Origin of the sequence: Flavobacterium cheonhonense, assembly GCF_035671315.1 — a bacterium.
Classification (GTDB): Bacteria; Bacteroidota; Bacteroidia; order Flavobacteriales; family Flavobacteriaceae; genus Flavobacterium; species Flavobacterium cheonhonense.
In genome coordinates this window covers 892345-912356 of the sequence record NZ_JAXAVY010000001.1, presented here as the reverse complement: position 1 = coordinate 912356, position 20012 = coordinate 892345, and the positions used below count along the sequence as shown (strand labels likewise).

Below are 20012 nucleotides of genomic sequence, written 5' to 3'. Positions count from 1 at the left end.
TTGCACAAACTCAAAAAGCAAAAAGCCGTATAAATACTACACGGCTTTTCCTCAGCATAACTAACTAAATTTGTGGTTGGCGTTTATTCTTCTATCAGTGCTTTGATGTTGATATTTTCCGGCAATCTGCCCACATTTTGCAGTTTGATGGCGGCTAATTTTTGCGCTACGGTTATGGTTTCTTCCAAAGAATTTTGGTGTAATTGGGCGTATAAAAATCCGGTCCAAAAGGCATCTCCGGCGCCCGTAGTATCTTTAACTTCCTCAATGGGAATGGCTTTTTGAAAAAACAGCCCTTGATTGATATCAGACACTACCACACCGTTTTTCCCTTTGGTTAAGCAAATGGTTGAAGCGCCTAAACTATGGAAATAATCGAAGATGTATTCTTCTGATTTTACAGCCGCAAAGAGGCGATAACAATCGTCTTCGCTTAACTTGACCAACGGATCATTGGCCAAATACTGCTTGAGTACACTTTTGGCTTCTTCCCTATCCGGCCAAATGCGTTCGGAGAAATTGATATCGATGCTCAACTGCAAACCTAACGCTTTGGCTTTTTGAGCGCGATTCAAAATGGTTTGTCTCGCCGGATTTTTACTCAACGCAAAACAAGTAGTGTGAAAAATTTTGGCTTGGGCAATCACGTTGTCCGGCAATTGACTTTCTGATATTTCGCAATCGGCTTGACGGTACGGGATAAAATCGGGTGTTTCGGTTGATTTAGAAACAAAAATCACCGAGGTTGGCACTGTTTCAGATTTTCCTATATGGTCTGTATTGACGTTGTTGGCTTTTAGTTTTCGAATCACGTAATCGCCCAATCCGTCTTGGCCGCACGAAGCCACCAACACGGCATTCAACCCCAATCGGGATGCATTCACCGCTACATTAGTAGGCGAACCGCCCAAAAAACGGTGGTAATCTTTGGTTCTGTTGATAGAAGTATTGACCTCATGACCGATAAAGTCAATCAGTACTTCGCCTATGCATATGATATCTATGGTTTTCAACTTAAACGAGTATTTTAAAATTTTGATGTATTGATTGATGGACTAAAATGGTGGCTGCAGCACTCCATGCACAAAAAGACACACCATTAGGTTCGGCCGTTTTGGTATTGAAATTCTCGTAAAACGAAAACTCCTCAAGGGCATTGGCTCGGTTTATTTTGTCGAGTATTGATGTGGCCTTTTTTTCCTCTCCTTTGGCGAGTAAAGCCAAACCGTAAAAACCATTTACCATAGGCCAACTTCCGCCGTTGTGGAATTCGTAAGGGTAATTTCGAAACTCATATCGGCAATTGTTTTTGAGCAAATGCCAATGTTCGTCGTTTTCAAATACCGGTGGCCAAAAAGCCGGCAACAACCCAAGTGTAGTTTCAGCAGCCAAGTTCTCGGTAAATTTCAAGAGTTGGCTGTGAAACGTTTTCGGACCAATATTTAATATAACCGCTAAGGAATTTGCAAAAGCATCGAATTGGGTTTTGTATCCTGAAGGCGAAAAAGAACATGGCATATAATCAGCAAACACTACTTCTTTATAGGCTCTTTCGTGGAATTTTTCTCCGGTACTTTCGGGCAAGAAGTTAATTTCTATTTGACTTGTAATGGCTTCTATTTTTTCCTGTATTACCTCGCTTTTGGCAAAATGATTGTAGCTTCTTAAGGCCCAAACTCTTAGCAGTTGGTCGTACAGCACATAGCCGTCGGTAATGTATTCATCGGCCCAATTCCCTGAAAGCGGCACATAAACCAAATGTTTGTTATTGAATTCCCAAGCGTTTAAAAGTTCTAATCCTTTTTCAATTTCGTAATGATAGCGAACCACAAACGCCGGATCACATTGGTGATGCGCATATTGACAAACGCCGATAATAAACCAAGTCACGGCATCCACTCGACCGGCCAATCCTCCATAGCTGACTTCTTTTTTATCGGCTGAAACCAATACATTAGACGGAATAGTACCTATATCGTGTTGGTTTTCCGCCAAGGTGTCCAAAGTGCTTTTGAACGTGGCAATCAACTTTTCGTCTCCCGAAGCCAAAGCGGCCAAACCGCAAATTACGCCATCTCGTGCCCAAACCCTTTTGTAATTGGTGGTATTTTCGGCACTGGCTAAAAATCCGTCAGGTGAAGCCACTTCATGGAGCAAACGAATCGCTTTATCGTATACTATTTTATTCACTTTGTACAATTTGATTTTTGTTCTTTACCGTAATAAAAAGTGTTAATAAACCGGCTATGATTAAAAATACTCCGGCTAATTTGATAACATTTATAGGGTTGTTTCCTAACCAATCATAAACAAAATACTGCATGGTTAGGATTTGAATGGCCATTGGAATAACAATGAACATATTAAAAATACCCATATATACTCCGGTCTTTTCTTTGGGAATAGATCCGGCTAACAATTGGTAAGGCATCGCCATAGTAGAAGCCCAAGAAATTCCCAAACCAAAAGAGTATAAGAAAATGGTAGTAACCGGAATGTTATTGCCAAAAGGATTGTGCAGGGTAAAAAGCACATCGGTGTTGTTTAAAAAAGGGATTAGTAGCAATCCGATTCCTCCTAAGGACAGCGCTATAAAGTGTACGCCTTTAGCACCTATTTTTAAGGCTATCGGCACTAACAAAAAGGCGACCATAAAACAGATAATATTGTAAGTTCCGTTCAAACTACCGGTAAGTAGTTGTGCTTTTGAAAATCCTTCTGAAGCTTGATCTGTGGTACCAAATAACGACAAGGACAATGAAGACGTGATGTATTGCCAATAACAAAACATAGCATACCAAGTAAAGAATTTTACCGGGATGAGTTGCTTCATGGTGAGTGGCATGGTTCTGAAGGCTTCGGCGATATCCTTGGCCACCGTTTTAAAAAGATTTTCTTTTTTCTTTTCCTGAATCACCAATAATTCTTCAGCCGTTGGCGGAAATTCTTTGGTGGTCATAACCGATAACAATACTGAGGCTATAGAAGCAAAAGCTCCGATAAAAAACGCCCAATAGGTATAAACCGGAATGCCGTTTTCCATTTTATCGGTGATGGCCAAAAATCCGAGTGAGACTAAAATGGCCGGGGTAAAATTGGCCAATGTAATCCCGAAGCCGGTAAAAAAGCTCTGCATGAGGAAACCAAGAGACATTTGCTTTTCGTTGAGTTTATCGGCTACAAAGGCACGATACGGCTCCATAGCTACATTGTTGGCTGCATCTAAAATCCACAACAAACTGGCCGCCATAAAAAGCGTATTGGAATAAGGCATCAGCAATAAAGCAATGCTGGAAATCAGGGCACCAATAAGGAAAAATGGTTTTCGGCGACCGAATTTAGGAGACCAAGTTCCATCGCTTATCGCTCCGACTATAGGCTGAACAATCAAGCCTGTAATGGGGCCGGCAAGCCACAACATAGGTAAACTTCCTTCATCGGCACCTAAGTATTTGTAAATGGCGCTCATATTGCTTTGCTGCAAACCAAAACTGAATTGGATTCCGAAAAACCCGAAGTTCATGTTCCAAATTTGCCAAAAGCTTAAGTTTGTTTTTGGGTTCATAGATTAGTTCAATTTCTTGAGAAAAGCCTCAAACGGGATATCATTGGTGAAAATTACGCCTTGCTTATCAATCACCGGAATTGATAAATTGTTCAGACTGATGTTGGCCTTTTTGAGTTTGAACAGCATTTCCTTTAACGCTTCTTGGTTCTTATCGATGTCGTAAAAAACAAACTCGATATTGTTTTCTTTGAGGTATTTTTTGGTGTCGGTGCAATGGTGACATTCGTCGCTACCATAGACTATCATTACCTTTTTTTCGGAAGCTGGAGTCGTTTTAGATTGGTTCTGTTGTGCCGACAACTGTTGCCCTAAGCAAAGCATCAAAAACAATATAATAGCCGTTGATTTTTTCATAAGATTCCTTTTTAGCGATAATTAAAGATAACTATTCTTAGTTAAAAATAATTCCCATACCATAAATCTATGGTATAGGAATTACTCAAACTAAACATGAAATAGGTTGTTTTAGAACTTGTAAGTCAATGCCATAGAAAGTGATCTTCCCGGCAAAGGTCTTGCTCTAACAATATTAGTGGTATTGGCTGTAATGCTACCTTCTTCCGCTTCAGTGATGGCCAAAGTGTTGAATAAGTTATTTCCGGCTAAGTTTAATGATAAACCTTTGGTAATGCCTAATTCTACAAATCCGTTAACGATTACGAAACCGTTCATCACTAACTCATTGCTGTCTTGTGCATACGCTTTGGTTTGTCCGATGAAGCTCAATCCGAAAACATTGTTGGCTTTTCCGAATTTGTAAGTCGGAATAAAGTTATACATCATTTTTGGTTGTCTTCTTGGTTCGTTACCGTCATTAGCACCTGAAGTAATCTCCGCTTTAGTATAGGTAAATCCACCGCGTAAGTTGAAGTCGTTGTTTACTTTGTAAGACGATTCCACTTCAAGACCCATAGAACGGTAATCGTTTTCGATGATACTGTTTGATGTTGCTTCGAATCCGCCTTCTTCAGTAGTAGTAGAAGTGAAGAATGTAGCATATACATACCCTTTGCTGAATTTTCTCTTATAGCCTAACTCAGCTTGAGCCAAGTAATCCAATGAGTTGATTTTATCTCCGTCAAGATAATTCAAGCCCGAGAATAAGATACGATCCGCTTTAGCAGAAGCACCTTTACTGTAACGAGCGAAAACAGATTGGTTGGCATCGATTAAATAATTAGCTCCTAAAGAGTAAGACACATAATCGTAATCGTAATCAACTGCAGTTGTATTGGCAGTATTGATGGCCGAAACACTGCTTTCAGGAGCAGAAATTACGTTGTCATTATTGATATCGTATACCGTTTGAGAAGAACCGGCGAATGAACCGTTAACCTGACCCATATCGAAACGGATACCTCCTTCTAAAGACAATTTATCGGTAGCATCGAAAGACACGTTAGCGTATGGAGCCGATACATTGTATTGCGTATCATAGTTACGTGTACAACAGTTCCCCCAAGCCGGTACACCGTAAGCGTACAAACCGTTGGTTGAAAGTAAATTTCCACCTGCATCTGTTACATTAATTAAGCGTGGATTGTTATCCGATACTTCTTGTAAGTAAGAATTCCACAACCAAGACATAGAGATGTTTTGAATCGATTTGAAGTAACCGGCGGTTAAACCGAATTTGTCAAATTTCTTAGTGATTCTCAAGTCGTTCATGAAGTTATTGAAGTTGTTCAACTCTACATCAAACATATGAATTCTTGATACTAAACCGTTAGGGTTGTTGAAAGCCGTTCCGTCGTTAGCGTAAGTTAAGGTTGATCCGGCACCGAAAGAGTTAGCAATGGTAGCTGCTGAAGCCACTTCGGCCGGGAATGGTGTAATGAATTGTCCACTGTTAGAAGAGAAACGACCATTGTTAGTTAATTTCCATCCATCAGCCAATTCGAAATTGATTGACGCACCTAATGTTTTAGACACCGGATGCATACCATCGGCTACGTTACCTCTTCTCACGTTACCGTTACCGTCTAAGCCAACATTGTGCATTAGATAAGGTGATTGTTGCGTGCCTGAAGTAGCGTCATAACCGCTAATGCTTTCCCAGTTAGGATTGGAATTGCTACCGGTCACTTTGATTGGCATTGGCATGAATGCTGCTGCTCTATCGTTTAAGAATTTGGCATAAACCGTAACCGAACCGTTTTCGAATTCTTTGGTTACGTTCATTTTGAATTGACCGCCGTTATTAGCTGTAAAGCCCGGACTTCTTACACCTTCACCGGTTCTGTAAAAACCACCAGCGTGGAAGTACAATCCGTCTCCGATACGTGCTCCGTATTCGATATCAGTTCTGAAATCATTGTAATCTAAACCAAAGCTGGTTACCATACTTCCGCCTTCGGTTTTACCGGTTTTGCTGATAAAGTTGATGATACCACCCGGAGAGTTAGAAGACAAAGTTGACGCTGAACCTCCGCGGATCGCTTCGATTTTAGCAATGTTTCTGTCAAATCTGGTAAAGATATCTGCAGTAGCAAAAGCGATGTCACCGTACAATAATACCGGCAAACCATCTTCTTGGATTTGCAAATATTTAGAACCTCCCGAAGAAATAGGCACCCCACGTACAGAGATGTTAGCATTCCCTTCACCTCCTGATGATTCTGAACGAATACCCGGAATGGTTCTGAAGATTTCAGCGGTTGATCTTGGCGCTGATTGTTCCACTTGTTTTACATCTAAAGTAGTGATGGAAACACTGGATTTAATTTTGGCTCTCGGATTTACCACACCGGTAACCACTACTTCTTCTAATACTTTAGAATCGTCTTGTAGTTGGAAATCCATTGTAGTGTTTCCTTGTACGGCTACGGTTTTCTTTTCGGTAGCAAAACCGATGTAAGACACTGTTACGGTAACTGAACCGTCAGCCAATCCTGTGAAAGAATACATTCCTTCAGCATTGGTTGAAGCAGATTTGGAACCGCTACTCAATACCACGTTAGCGCCTACTACGGCATCTCCTTTGGCATCGGTAACTTTCCCTGATAAGCTACTGCTTTGTGAAAAAGAAAGATTGAATAGCAGCAAAGCCACTACAAACAACATCTTTTTCAAAAATAAAGTACTTTTTTTCATCATTTGTAATTTGTTTGATTAGTAAATTTTGTTGGTTTATTTTCCGAAATTATATTTTTAATTAACAGTTAATTATGAAATCGTTATCGAAAACGTTTTCGAAATTACCGAAAACGTTTTCGATTGCAAATTGAGTTTTTTTTAAGATATTTGTTAAATGAGAGACATAACTTTAAAACAAATCGCCGAAACCTTAGGAATATCCATTACTACGGTTTCTAAGGCGTTAAAAGGCTATCCTGATGTGAGTCCGAAGACGCGCAAAGCCGTTTTAGAATTAGCGCAATCTCTCAGCTACACGCCCAACAGTTTTGCGGTTAACCTTCGAACCAAAGAGTCGCGCACCATTGGATTGATTATACCTGAAGTAGTCCATCATTTTTTCTCCAATGTCATCAACGGAATCATTGATGAAGCAGAGAAAAATGGGTATTTGGTGATTATTTTACAGTCGAATGAATCTTTGGAATTGGAGAAAAAGCAGGTGGAACTTTTGATGCAGAAACGCGTGGATGGCATTATTATGTCGCTCTCGAATGAATCCAACGATGACGAACATATCCGCGATATTTTGCGCAAGGAAGTTCCATTTGTGATGTTTGATAAAATATCGAAGCTGATTCCTTGTTCTAAAGTAATCATCAACGACCAAAAAGCGGCATTCAATGCGGTGCAGCATTTGATACAAAAAGGGTGTAAAAAAATTGCCCACATACGAGGTCCGGTCAATCCTCAAAATGCCATTGACCGATTTTTGGGTTACAAGAAAGCCTTAGAACAAAATGGCATTCCTTTCGATTCAAAATTGGTTTACACTTGTAAAAATGTAACTTTTGAAGAAGGTTTGGCGTTTGGAAAACAAATTGCAATTGAACATCCGGATGTAGACGGTATCTTTGTCATCACTGATTTGGTAGCCGTGGGTGTTTTGGCCCATTTTAATGAAATTGGCCTTAAGGTTCCGGAGCAAGTGAAAGTAATCGGATTTAGCAATTGGTTCATGTCGCAAGTAATTACGCCTAAATTAAGCACAGTTGACCAGCCGAGTTTTGAAATGGGCGTGCAATCTTTCAAACTCCTATTGGAAGAGATTAATACTAAAAAAGAATTACATCCGTTTCAGCCCAGAACCATTGAATTGGAAACTTCGGTAATTGAACGAGACTCTACTTCAAAAAATTAATGTTTTTTTTGATGCCTTCCCATTGTGCTCTTTTGAGTGGTGAATTGGGGAAAACTTTGGCAAAGGTCTCTTCAGTGATTTCTTCCCAGTCTTTTTTAGAGTAATACAACAGTTCGGGATACGCTTTGAATGCCGGTTCTTGGTGTGGTTTTGAAAATTTATTCCACGGACAAACATCTTGACAAACATCACAACCGAACATCCAATCGTCGTATTTCCCTTTTACGTCTGAAGGAATGTTTTCTTTGAGTTCGATAGTATAATAGGATATACATTTGCTGCCGTCAACTATATAAGGCGAGACTATGGCTTGCGTTGGACAAGCGTCTATACAAGCGGTACATGTGCCACAATGGTCTGTAGTAGGTCCATCGTATTCCAATTCTAAGTCGACTACTAATTGTGCAATAAAATAGAAGGAGCCGACTTTCTGCGTAATTAAATTGCTGTTTTTACCCATCCAACCCAAACCGCTTTTGGCAGCCCAAGCTTTGTCCATTATGGGTGCCATATCGACAAAAGCCCTACCGTGCACCTCGCCTATTTCCCTTTTTATGGATTTTAAAATCTTGACCACTTTCTTCTTGATTACGTTGTGGTAATCTTTGCCGTAAGCGTATTTGGATATTTTATAGGTATCAGGATTTTGAAACTCGGAAGGATAATAATTGACCAAGAGTGAAATCACACTTTTGGAATCAGGAACCAATAAGGTCGGGTCTAAGCGTTTGTCGAAATACTCCTCCATATAGTCCATTTGGCCGTGGTAATTTTGGTTTAACCAACGCTCTAAACGAGGGGCTTCTTCCTCTAAAAATCCGGCTTTGGAAATCCCGCAAGCCATAAAACCGAGGCGTTTGGCTTCGGCTTTGATGAATTGGGTATATTTTTCTTTACTGGAGTTCATGGTGCATTAGGGGTTGGAGCGATTGTTTGAGCTCTTTTTTGTGCAACAAAAAAAGCGAGTGCGGAAGACCCGACCCGAAGGGACACGAGGCGAAGGCCGACTGCCCGAAGGGAAATGCCCTAAAACAATCCGCCTTGAATATTCGGGTTGATCTTACCAAGGTGCTTGTATGCTTTCTCGGTGACTTCACGACCACGAGGTGTTCTGACGATAAAACCTTCTTGGATTAAAAAAGGTTCGTATACTTCTTCGATGGTTTCTCCGCTTTCGGAAACAGCTGTAGCTAAAGTTGACAAACCTACCGGACCGCCTTTGAATTTTTCGATGATGGTAGTTAGAATTTTGTTGTCCATCTCGTCTAAACCATGAGCGTCAACATTCAATGCTCTAAGTGAAAAACGGGCAATTTCGATATCAATTTTACCATTTCCTTTGATTTGAGCGAAGTCACGTACCCGTCGCAACAGTGCATTGGCAATACGGGGTGTTCCTCTACTACGCCCGGCAATTTCGATTGCAGCTTCCATGGTAATTGGCATTTTGAGTATACTAGAACTGCGTTGGACTATGGTTGTCAGTAATTCGGTATTATAATATTGTAATCGACTTTGGATACCGAAACGAGCACGCATCGGAGCAGTTAACAAGCCCGAACGCGTAGTTGCTCCAACCAACGTAAAAGGATTGAGGTTGATTTGAACCGTTCTGGCGTTGGGTCCGGATTCAATCATGATGTCGATTTTGAAATCCTCCATAGCAGAATACAAATATTCCTCTACAACCGGACTTAGACGATGGATTTCATCAATGAATAAAACGTCTCTTTCCTCAAGATTGGTTAATAAACCGGCCAAATCTCCAGGTTTGTCTAACACCGGTCCGGAGGTTATTTTAATACCTACTCCCAACTCATTCGCCAAAATGTTGGCCAATGTAGTTTTCCCTAAACCCGGAGGTCCATGGAAAAGTGTATGGTCTAGCGCTTCCTGACGCAAGTTAGCGGCTTCTACAAAGACTTTCAGATTGTCCAAGACTTGTTCTTGTCCGGTGAAATCGTCAAAGCTGAGCGGCCTTAACTTTTTCTCCAAATCGAGTTCTTCAGGATTGAAGTGATGGTTGGTTGGGTCTAGATTTTCATTCATCTCACAAATATATAACAAAGTTAGTTGCCAATAAAAAAGCCTTTCGGTTAGGAAAGGCTTTTTTATATGGTATGTAAGAATTAGTGATGTAATACTTCTTCTCCCGGTTTCATAGGTACGTTTTGCGGTACAAAATCGTCATCATGACCCGGTTTACTGTAATCGTAAGGCCATCTGTGAACTTCAGGTAGATCGCCTGGCCAGTTTCCGTGCATGTGCTCAACAGGAGCTGTCCACTCAAGTGTATTCGATTTCCAAGGGTTTTGAACAGATTTCTTTCCGTAGAAGATACTGTGGAAGAAGTTCCACAAGAATACCAACTGGAAAGCACCTCCAACTAAAGCGAAAGTTGTAATGATAACGTTTACGTTTTGTAAATCGTCGAATAACGGGAAGTTGGTATTGGTGTAATATCTTCTTGGTAAACCGGCCATACCGATAAAGTGCATTGGGAAGAATACTCCGTAAGCACATACAGCAGTCACCCAGAAGTGAACATAGCCTAAGTTTTTATTTAACATTCTTCCGAACATTCTAGGGAACCAGTGATAGATTCCGGCGAACATTCCGTAAAGAGCAGAAATACCCATTACTAAGTGGAAGTGAGCCACTACGAAATAAGTATCGTGTACGTTAATATCCAAAGTACTATCTCCTAAAATAATCCCTGTTAAACCTCCGGTGATAAAGGTTGATACCAACCCGATAGAGAACAACATAGCAGGATTTAATTGTAAGTTACCTTTCCATAAAGTAGTAATGTAGTTGAACGCTTTTACAGCTGATGGAATTGCAATCAACAAAGTAGTAAACGTAAATACAGAACCTAAGAAAGGATTCATTCCAGAAATGAACATGTGGTGACCCCAAACGATGGTTGACAAGAATGCAATGGCTATAATAGACATAATCATCGCTCTGTAACCGAAGATTGGTTTACGTGAGTTAGTGGCAATAATTTCAGAGGTAATACCTAAAGCAGGTAACAATACGATGTATACCTCAGGGTGTCCTAAGAACCAGAATAAGTGTTCGAACAATACCGGAGAACCTCCTTGGTAATGAAGTACCTCACCGGCAATATAGATGTCAGACAAGAAGAAAGAAGTACCAAAGCTTCTATCCATGATTAACATCAAGGCTGCAGATAATAATACCGGGAAAGATATAACACCAATAATGGCAGTAATAAAGAAAGCCCAAACGGTAAGTGGCAATCTTGTCATTGACATTCCTTTAGTTCTAAGGTTGATTACGGTAACAATGTAGTTCAATGACCCTAACAATGAAGAAGCAATGAAGATAGCCATAGATACCAACCATAAAGTCATTCCTGTACCTGAACCTGACATGGCTTGAGGCAATGCACTCAATGGCGGATAGATTGTCCATCCTGCTGAAGCCGGTCCTGATTCCACAAATAAGGAGATTACCATCACAACACTGGAAAGGAAAAACAACCAGTAGGATACCATGTTAAGGAATCCCGATGCCATATCTCTTGCTCCAATTTGCAATGGAATTAATAAATTACTGAATGTACCGCTTAGACCGGCAGTCAACACGAAGAATACCATGATGGTACCGTGAATCGTCACCAAAGCTAAATACGTTTCATTGTTCATTACGCCTCCCGGAGCCATACGCTCACCTAGGAAAAAGCTGAAAATTTTAAAAGATTCTTCAGGCCATGCCAATTGCATTCTGAAAAGCATTGACATACCAACACCTATAATACCCATGATGATACCTGTAATCAAATATTGTTTTGATATCATCTTGTGATCAATACTAAATATGTATTTAGTAATGAACGTGTCTTTATGGTGGTGTTCGTGTGCGTCGTGACCGTGATCTTGGTTGTGAGCTGACATATTATAAACTTTTAAATTTTATTAATGTTTTGGTTCTGCTTGGGCAACTACGGTAGTGTCTTTGCCGGCGGTTGAAGATGTATCTTTAGAAGTAGCGGCCGGAGTTTCTGAAGCTTTGTCTTCTTCGGCAGCAGTTTTTACAGCTTGAACGATGGTTTTAGCTGAATTCTCTTTTAACCATGCGGCATACTCTTCCGGAGTATCCACAACAATCTTCATTTGCATATTATAGTGAGAGGCACCACAAATTTTGTTACACAATAATAAATAGTCGAAAGTGTAAGGATCTAAAGCGGTTTGACCATCTGCAACTAGTTTTTCACTTTTCTTAGCTCTGATTGCATTGATATTGGCAACCTTAGCAATCATAGACGGTTTTTCTCTCATTTCTGCTGTAGTCATAGTAGGCACAAAAGAGAAACTAGTTACCATACCCGGAACGCAGTTCATTTGCGCTCTGAAGTGTGGCATATAAGCTGAGTGCAAAACGTCTTGAGAACGCATTTTGAACACTACTCTTTTTCCTTTAGGGATGTGTAATTCTGGAGCGGTGAAATCGTCTTGAGCATTAGGATCAGATAAGTCAACCCCTAAATTGTTTACGCCTTCAATATATCTTACATTGGCTTTACCAAGAACATTATCGGCACCGGCATAACGAGCTTCCCATTTGAATTGTTGGGCATACAACTCGATAACAATCGCATCTTGCTCATCTTTTTCATCTACGAACATGATATTTGTCCAAGCGTACAAACCGTACAAAATTAAACCAGCCAAAACGATAGCAGGGATAATACTCCAAATAAACTCTAATTTATTGTTATCAGCGAAGTAAAGGGCTTTTTGACCTTGTCTCCCTCTGTATTTGAAAGCAAAATAATGAAGTAATGCTTGTGTAATCGTTTGAACGATGAAAATAAGCACTAAAGAGATGACCATCAAATTATCTACTTGAGGACCATGTTCTGAAGCAGCATCTCCGATAAGAGGCAAATCACTATAATTCAATAAACATAAAATAGTAGTTAGATAGATGAATCCTAAAAAGGCAAACATCAAATATCCGTTTACTTTATTGTCATTATCATTTGCAATTTGAGTGTCATTAACATTTCCACCACCAACTTGAGTTAAGTCGAATATTTTAGTTAACTGCCATAGGGCAACCGCCAATAAGACTACAACTGTAAGTATCAAAAAAGTTGTCATTTGTAATTTACTTTAAATATTAATAATGAAAATGTTTACTTTCTTCAATAAACGGATTACGTTTCGGCACCAAAGGCGCTTTAGTTAACGCATTGAATACCACAAAAATGAATAAACCTAAGAAGAACAAGATAGAAGAAATCTCAGGAATACCAATAAACCATTGGTCACCTACTGTTGAAGGCATAATCATGTTGAAGAAATCAACATAGTGACCAAATAAAATAACTATACCTGCCATAACAATGATCCAAGTAATACGTTTGAAATCGGTGTTGATTAATACCAAGAATGGGAAGATGAAATTCAATACTACAGCACCAAAGAACGGCAAGTTGAAATGCTCTATTCTCGTTTTGAAATAAGTTACCTCTTCCGGTATGTTAGAATACCAAATCAACATGAATTGAGAGAACCATAAGTAAGTCCAGAATACACTAATACCAAACATGAATTTTGATAAATCGTGGATGTGGCTTGAATTTACGTTTTCTAAATAACCTTTAGATTTAAGGTATAAAGTTACCATTGAAATAGTAGTAATACCACTTACGAAAAAGCTGGCGAAAACATACCATCCAAACAATGTACTGAACCAATGCGGATCAACCGACATAATCCAATCCCATGCCATGATAGACTCAGAAACAATAAAGAACACTAAGAATGCCGCAGACATTTTGAAATTCTTTTTGTAGAAAGTATTGTCAGTAGCTTCGTCTTGAGCCAAACAATTCTTTCTTGATAAATGTCTGTACAAGTTCCACCCGAAGATGAACACAGCCGCTCTGATGATCCAGAATGGGAAGTTCAAATAACCGGCTTTACCTTGAATCAATTCGTCAGTAGCTCTCACTTCTTCATCCATCCAAATGAATAAATGATTGATGTGGAAACCAGATAAAAGTAACAAAACAAAGAAGATAATTGAACCCGGTAATAAATAAGCCGTGATACCTTGCATAACGCGGAATAATACTGGAGACCAACCGGCTTGTGCTACTTGTTGGATAGCGTAAAATGCCAAAGCTCCTAAGGCAATCAACATAAAGAACAGACATGCTACATACAAGGCTGCCCAAGGTTTGTTTTGTAATTGGTGTAGAACGTGCTCTAAATGCTCGTTGTGCTCGGCAGAAGCTGCTTTTGCATCATGACCTGTAGTTTCACCGTGAGCATCGTGGGTAGCTGCAGTGTCGTGAGCATTAGAATGTCCGTGACTATCAGATGCCAAAATGGTCTCAACATCTTGAATAGTTTTTGGTGCAGTTAAAAAACCATAACCAATCCCAAGAACACCAACGATCATTAGGACAAAAGAAAAGGTTTTTAGTTTACTTGAAAATGTATACATATCTATAACAATCTGTTTGTTCTACAATTATAATTTGCTTTTAAGTTGCATTACATAAGCGGCAACTAACCAACGCTCTGTTTGACTCAACTGATTAGCGTGCGAACCCATTGAGTTCAATCCGTAAGTAACCACGTGGAAGATACTGGCCTCATTGATTACCCTGTCGGCATAACTTGGTACCCCTAAGAATTTTTCTTGTGTAACCAATTTCCCTTTACCGTTACCTTCAGTTCCGTGACAAATAGCACAATAAACATTGAAAAGCTCTTCTCCTTTTTTCATATCTACTTGAGTAGAATCAAGAGGCGACTTTGGATTGGTTGCTTTAAGCATGGCTAAAGCTTCAGGGGTATTTGGAACTTCATAAGGAACAAAACCTCTTTTGATAGAACCTTCAGCAGGTGACTGTCCTTCTTTACCTTTTTCACCTGTAGGAGAATTGAAAGCATCAGATTCTGAATAGGTTTCATAGGCTACTGATTCGTACATATTAGGCATGTATTGATAGTTCGGTTTCAAATCGCTTTTACACGATGACACAGCAACCATGATGCCTAATACAAATGCTGTTTTAAATAAACTCTTCATAGCTAATTATTAATGCTTATCAATTACTTTCACTTCAACTGCTCCGGTACCTTCGAAGAATTTAACCAATTCTGCTTCATTGTCATGAACAGCCACTTCCATTAAAAAGTGATCATCAGTTGTTCTGACATCCGGATTCTCTGCTTGCTTAAAAGGCCATAATTTACTTCTCATATAGAAAGTAATTACCATTAAGTGGGCAGCGAAGAAAACCGTCATCTCAAACATTACCGGTACAAAAGCAGGCATGTTTTGGATATAACTAAAACTTGGTTTTCCTCCGATATCTTGCGGCCAATCAGAAATCATAATATAATTCATCATGGTAGTGGCTACTGTTAAACCAATACATCCGTAGATAAAAGCACAGATGGCTAATCTTGTTGGAGCCAATCCCATAGCTTTGTCTAATCCGTGTACAGGAAAAGGAGTATAAACTTCCTCAATGTGATGATGAGCTGCTCTGGTTTCGTGAACCGCGTGCATTAATACATCGTCATCGTTGTATATTGCGTGTATAACTTTATTACTACTCATAGCAATTCTTAATGTTTATCTGAATGATTATGACCTTCTAATTCTCTTTGTCTTTTGTAATTTTCACCAGAAGATTTCAAGATGGTTTTTACCTCTGCTTGTGCAATTACCGGGAAGGTTCTGGCATACAAAAGGAATAACACAAAGAAGAAACCGATAGTTCCGATAAAAATTCCAATATCAACAAATGTCGGTTGGAACATTGTCCATGATGATGGTAAGTAGTCTCTGTGTAATGAAGTAACGATAATTACGAAACGCTCAAACCACATACCGATGTTTACAACAATAGAGATAACGAAAGAGAACATGATACTGGTTCTTAATTTTTTGAACCACATGAACTGTGGAGAGAAAACGTTACAAGTCATCATCGCCCAGTAAGCCCAAGCGTAAGGACCAGTCGCTCTGTTCAAGAACGCGTATTGTTCGTACTCTACTCCTGAATACCAAGCTACAAATAACTCGGTGATATAAGCCACACCTACAATAGAACCGGTAATCATGATTACGATGTTCATTAATTCGATGTGTTGAATGGTGATATAAGCCTCAAGGTTAGATACTTTTCTCATGATGATCAACAAAGTGTTAACCATTGCAAATCCTGAGAATACTGCTCCCGCAACGAAATACGGAGGGAAGATGGTAGTATGCCATCCAGGAATTACCGAAGTAGCAAAGTCAAAGGATACAATTGTGTGTACAGAAAGTACTAACGGAGTTGCCAAACCTGCCAAAACTAAAGATACTTCTTCAAATCGTTGCCAGTCTTTAGCTCTACCACTCCATCCGAAAGAAAGAATGGTATAAATCTTTTTAGCAAAAGGAGTTACGGCTCTGTCTCTCAACATAGCGAAATCCGGTAATAAACCTGTCCACCAGAATACTAAGGATACAGATAAATAAGTCGAGATTGCGAATACGTCCCAAAGTAGCGGAGAGTTGAAGTTAACCCACAATGAACCAAATTGGTTTGGAATCGGCACAACCCAATAAGCTAACCAAGGACGTCCCATGTGAATGATTGGGAACAAACCTGCTTGAATTACCGAGAAGATAGTCATCGCCTCAGCTGAACGGTTAATGGCCATTCTCCATCTTTGACGGAATAATAATAATACAGCAGAGATAAGAGTACCGGCGTGACCGATACCTACCCACCAAACGAAGTTGGTGATATCCCAAGCCCAACCAACGGTTTTATTTAATCCCCATGTACCGATTCCTGTAGAGATGGTGTAAATGATACAACCAATCCCCCAAAGGAAAGCGGCTAATGCGATAGAAAATACAGTCCACCACTGTTTATTGGCTCTTCCTTCCACCGGAGCGGCTACATCTACAGTTACATCGTGATAAGTTTTATCACCTATAACTAAAGGTTTTCTAATGGGTGCTTCGTAATGAGACGACATAATCCTTTATATTGTTTCTTAATTAATTACTTATTGATACTAGGTATTTCTAACTTTTACGTGGTAGAAAACATTTGGTTTAGTTCCAACACTTTCTAACAAATGGTACATTCTCTTGTCTTCGGCTAGTTTAGCAACTTTACTTTCTTTATTGTTCACATCACCAAATACCATAGCACCTGTAGTACAAGCAGAAGAACAAGCGGTTTGGAATTCATCCACAGCAACCTCTCTACCTTCACGCTTAGCAGTTAAAATGGTCAACTGTGTTTTTTGGATACACATTGAACATTTTTCCATAACTCCACGAGAACGAACGTTTACATCAGGGTTTACTACCATACGACCTAAGTCATCATTCATATGGAAATCAAACTCATTGTTTTTGCTGTATAAGAACCAGTTGAAACGACGTACTTTGTACGGACAGTTGTTAGCACAGTAACGAGTACCAACACAACGGTTATAAGCCATTTGGTTTTGACCTTGACGACCGTGAGAAGTAGCAGCCACAGGACATACTGTTTCACATGGTGCGTGGTTACAGTGTTGACACATTACCGGTTGGAACACCACTTGTGGGTTGTCGCTTGGATTTTCCATTTGACCGAATCCACCCAATGAACCTTTTTCTCCGAATAAACCGTCGAACTCTTCTTTTTTCTTGTTATCACCTTCGAAAGTCTCTTCTGAAGAGTAGTATCTGTCGATACGCAGCCAGTGCATATCACGACTTCTTCTAACTTCAGATTTACCAACAACAGGTACGTTGTTTTCAGCATGACAAGCAATCACACAAGCACCACAACCGGTACAAGCGTTCAAATCGATTGACAAGTTAAAGTGATGTCCTACTGAACGATCAAACGATTCCCATAAGTCTACAGAAGTTGCAGCAACTTCTTTGTGATCTAAAGAAACCATTGGAGTAGGATTCCAAACTTCCGGTTCATCAAATTTAGCCGTGAAAACAGTTAAGGTAGTTTCTTTGATAATATCACCTCTACCCATTAAAGTTTTTTGTGATTGAACACATGCAAACTCATGAGTGCCATCAGCTTTATCAACTGAAGCGGATTGAACATTATCAAAATTGTTATATAAAGCGTAGGCGTTAACACCTACTTGCATTTCTTCTTTTAAAGCCGCTGTTTTACCATACCCTAAAGCCAAACCGATAGTTCCAACGGCTTGTCCAGGTTGTACAATTACCGGGGCAGTGATTGAAGTAGCTCCCACTTTTACAGTAGCATAACTTCCGTCTAAACCACCATTGGCAACGATTTCATTTTTCAAGCCTAACTTCTCAGCATCCGCTTTTGACACTGTTAAGTAGTTATCCCAAGAAACTCTCGTAATTGGATCAGGAAACTCTTGTAACCATGGATTATTAGCTTGTTGACCGTCACCCATACCGGTTTTAGTATACAATACCAACTCGAAATTAGCTAACGGTTTTGATTGCGCTAAAGCTGAAGCAGCTGCACTGAAATCAGCAGAACCTGCTGAAGCAGCAGAAGCTACACCGGCAACTACACCATCGTGTACGGCTTTGTTCCAAGTTAAACCATTCAAGTAAGCACCAGAATTGGCTTTGATATAATCGTAATAAGAAGCAGCGTTACCTGTCCAAGACAACAATCCTTCTTGGAATTGTTTAGAACTGAATAACGGACGAATAGTAGGCTGAACAATAGAATAAGTTCCTTTGGTCAGCATTAAATCGTTCCAAGACTCTAAGTAATGAGGCGCAGGAACAGCTATGTTAGTTACAGAAGCTGTTTCATCTTCTTTCAAAGAAAAAGCTACTGATAATTTTACTTTTTTCAACCCTTGAGCAAACGCTTTACCGTTAGCCAAAGTGTAAACCGGATTAACACCACTCATAATAAGCGTGTGTACACTACCCGCGTTAATATCTGCTAACAATTGAGTTACTTTAGCATCAGAACCTTTTCTGATTTGACGCGTTCCCACTGTAGAGAATGCCTCACTTGCCAGAGCTTGGTTGATCGCTAAAACCAATAATTGTGCATTTTTATCTTGAATTCCAGACACTAAAAGACCTTTAGCTCCGGCAGCTTTTAATTGTTGAGCGGCTTTAACCACTACATCTTCATTAGCTAGCTTTCCTACAGATACAGCTGAACCAGTAATTATACTGTAGATTTTAACCAAAGCTAATTTTTGATCGGCAACTTTCATCGGCACTCTCTTATCTGCAGCCGCACCTGACAAGGTCATATTGGCTTCAAATTGGTAGTGCTTAGACATTTTTCCTTTTTGCGGAATTCTGCCTTGAGCATATCCTGAATCGTATCCACCACCTTGCCAATCACCTAAGAAATCAGCTCCGACAGACACTATAGTGTTGGCTTTTGAAAAATCATAATCAACCAAAGCTCTTTCTCCGTAAACTGCTTCAAAAGCATCTAAAGCTGATGACTCAGATACAGCATCATACACTACATGCTTAGCGTTTGGATTTTGAGCGATAAAATCAGCAATCAACTTTTCAGTTGAAGGACTAGCTAAAGTATTGGTTAACAAAACCACTTGTCCGCCTTTTGCTTTGGCATCAGCCAAACTGGCTTTGATTTTCATGTCAGCAGCAGCCCAAGTAGCATCTTTCTGATCTACCTTGGTTACTTTTAGACGAGTATTATCGTACAATGACAAAACCGAAGCATGAACTCTGGCATTGGCAGTGAACTTAGCACCGGCTATGGTATTGTTTTCAATTTTAATCGGACGACCTTCACGTGACTTTACCAATAGATTGGCAAAATCAAAACCATCAAACATTGAAGTCGCAAAATAATCTGCCACTCCCGGAATAATTTGTTCCGGCTGTAAAACGTAAGGAATTGATTTGTGCACAGGACCTTCACAAGCTGCTAAAGTAGCCGCTGCTGTACTGAATCCAACGTATTTCAAGAAATCACGACGAGTTGTTGAAGAAGAAGATAAGGATTCTTTATCAGACAAAAACTCATCCGTTGGGATTGGTTCTGAGAATTCATTATTTCTAAGCGTCTCAACAATAGAACTATTTTCGTTTAGTTCCTCAACACTTTTCCAGTATTTTTTGTTCGATGACATCGTATATAAATATTAGCTTCTTAATAATTTG

At 39.7% G+C, this 20012-nt stretch carries 15 protein-coding genes; 1 reads left to right on the top strand and 14 read right to left on the bottom strand.

Annotated elements, in window-relative coordinates; all coding sequences use genetic code 11:
- Positions 1-83: 83 nt before the first annotated feature.
- From SK086_RS04005 to SK086_RS03985, 5 genes are all read right to left on the bottom strand, one after another.
- On the bottom strand, positions 84-1013 hold the full coding sequence (locus tag SK086_RS04005; RefSeq protein ID WP_290872581.1) for a carbohydrate kinase family protein: 930 nt from the start codon (positions 1011-1013) through the stop codon (positions 84-86).
- A gap of 1 nt (position 1014) precedes the next feature.
- Positions 1015-2190, bottom strand: coding sequence for a glycoside hydrolase 100 family protein (locus SK086_RS04000; RefSeq protein WP_324689949.1), 1176 nt, complete (start codon positions 2188-2190; stop codon positions 1015-1017).
- Positions 2183-3565: an MFS transporter gene (locus tag SK086_RS03995; protein WP_324689948.1), complete on the bottom strand. Its 1383-nt coding sequence runs from the start codon at positions 3563-3565 to the stop codon at positions 2183-2185. The genes SK086_RS04000 and SK086_RS03995 overlap by 8 nt, the downstream gene beginning before the upstream one ends.
- Before the next feature lie 3 nt (positions 3566-3568).
- Positions 3569-3922, bottom strand: a complete 354-nt coding sequence (locus SK086_RS03990) for a glutaredoxin family protein (protein WP_324689946.1) — start codon at positions 3920-3922, stop codon at positions 3569-3571.
- 111 nt (positions 3923-4033) lie between these two features.
- Positions 4034-6664: a TonB-dependent receptor gene (locus SK086_RS03985; RefSeq protein ID WP_324689944.1), complete on the bottom strand. Its 2631-nt coding sequence runs from the start codon at positions 6662-6664 to the stop codon at positions 4034-4036.
- Positions 6665-6818: 154 nt separating this feature from the next.
- Here SK086_RS03985 and SK086_RS03980 point away from each other — a divergent pair, with 154 nt between their 5' ends.
- On the top strand, positions 6819-7844 hold the full coding sequence (locus SK086_RS03980) for a LacI family DNA-binding transcriptional regulator (protein WP_324689942.1): 1026 nt from the start codon (positions 6819-6821) through the stop codon (positions 7842-7844).
- Here the strand turns inward: SK086_RS03980 and queG are convergent.
- The 9 genes from queG to SK086_RS03935 form a co-directional block, all read right to left on the bottom strand.
- Positions 7828-8751 (bottom strand): tRNA epoxyqueuosine(34) reductase QueG, encoded by a 924-nt coding sequence (queG, locus tag SK086_RS03975; RefSeq protein WP_324689940.1) that lies wholly within the window; start codon positions 8749-8751, stop codon positions 7828-7830. The genes SK086_RS03980 and queG overlap by 17 nt on opposite strands.
- A 119-nt stretch (positions 8752-8870) precedes the next feature.
- A complete protein-coding gene (gene ruvB / locus SK086_RS03970; RefSeq protein WP_290872562.1) occupies positions 8871-9893 on the bottom strand; it encodes a Holliday junction branch migration DNA helicase RuvB in 1023 nt (340 codons plus the stop codon).
- Between the two features lie 80 nt (positions 9894-9973).
- Complete coding sequence (locus SK086_RS03965) at positions 9974-11767, bottom strand: cytochrome c oxidase subunit I (RefSeq protein WP_290872559.1); 1794 nt, start codon at positions 11765-11767, stop codon at positions 9974-9976.
- Between the two features lie 21 nt (positions 11768-11788).
- On the bottom strand, positions 11789-12979 hold the full coding sequence (locus tag SK086_RS03960) for a cytochrome c oxidase subunit II (RefSeq protein ID WP_324689936.1): 1191 nt from the start codon (positions 12977-12979) through the stop codon (positions 11789-11791).
- 19 nt (positions 12980-12998) lie between these two features.
- Positions 12999-14333, bottom strand: coding sequence for a quinol:cytochrome C oxidoreductase (locus SK086_RS03955; RefSeq protein ID WP_324689934.1), 1335 nt, complete (start codon positions 14331-14333; stop codon positions 12999-13001).
- Positions 14334-14360: 27 nt separating this feature from the next.
- Entirely contained in the window at positions 14361-14924 is a 564-nt protein-coding gene (locus tag SK086_RS03950; RefSeq protein ID WP_324689932.1) for a c-type cytochrome, read from the bottom strand.
- Positions 14925-14933: 9 nt separating this feature from the next.
- Complete coding sequence (locus tag SK086_RS03945) at positions 14934-15461, bottom strand: DUF3341 domain-containing protein (RefSeq protein ID WP_324689930.1); 528 nt, start codon at positions 15459-15461, stop codon at positions 14934-14936.
- A gap of 8 nt (positions 15462-15469) precedes the next feature.
- Positions 15470-16879 (bottom strand): NrfD/PsrC family molybdoenzyme membrane anchor subunit, encoded by a 1410-nt coding sequence (gene nrfD / locus SK086_RS03940; RefSeq protein WP_324689928.1) that lies wholly within the window; start codon positions 16877-16879, stop codon positions 15470-15472.
- Between the two features lie 39 nt (positions 16880-16918).
- A complete protein-coding gene (locus SK086_RS03935) occupies positions 16919-19981 on the bottom strand; it encodes a TAT-variant-translocated molybdopterin oxidoreductase (RefSeq protein ID WP_324689927.1) in 3063 nt (1020 codons plus the stop codon).
- Positions 19982-20012: the final 31 nt, after the last annotated feature.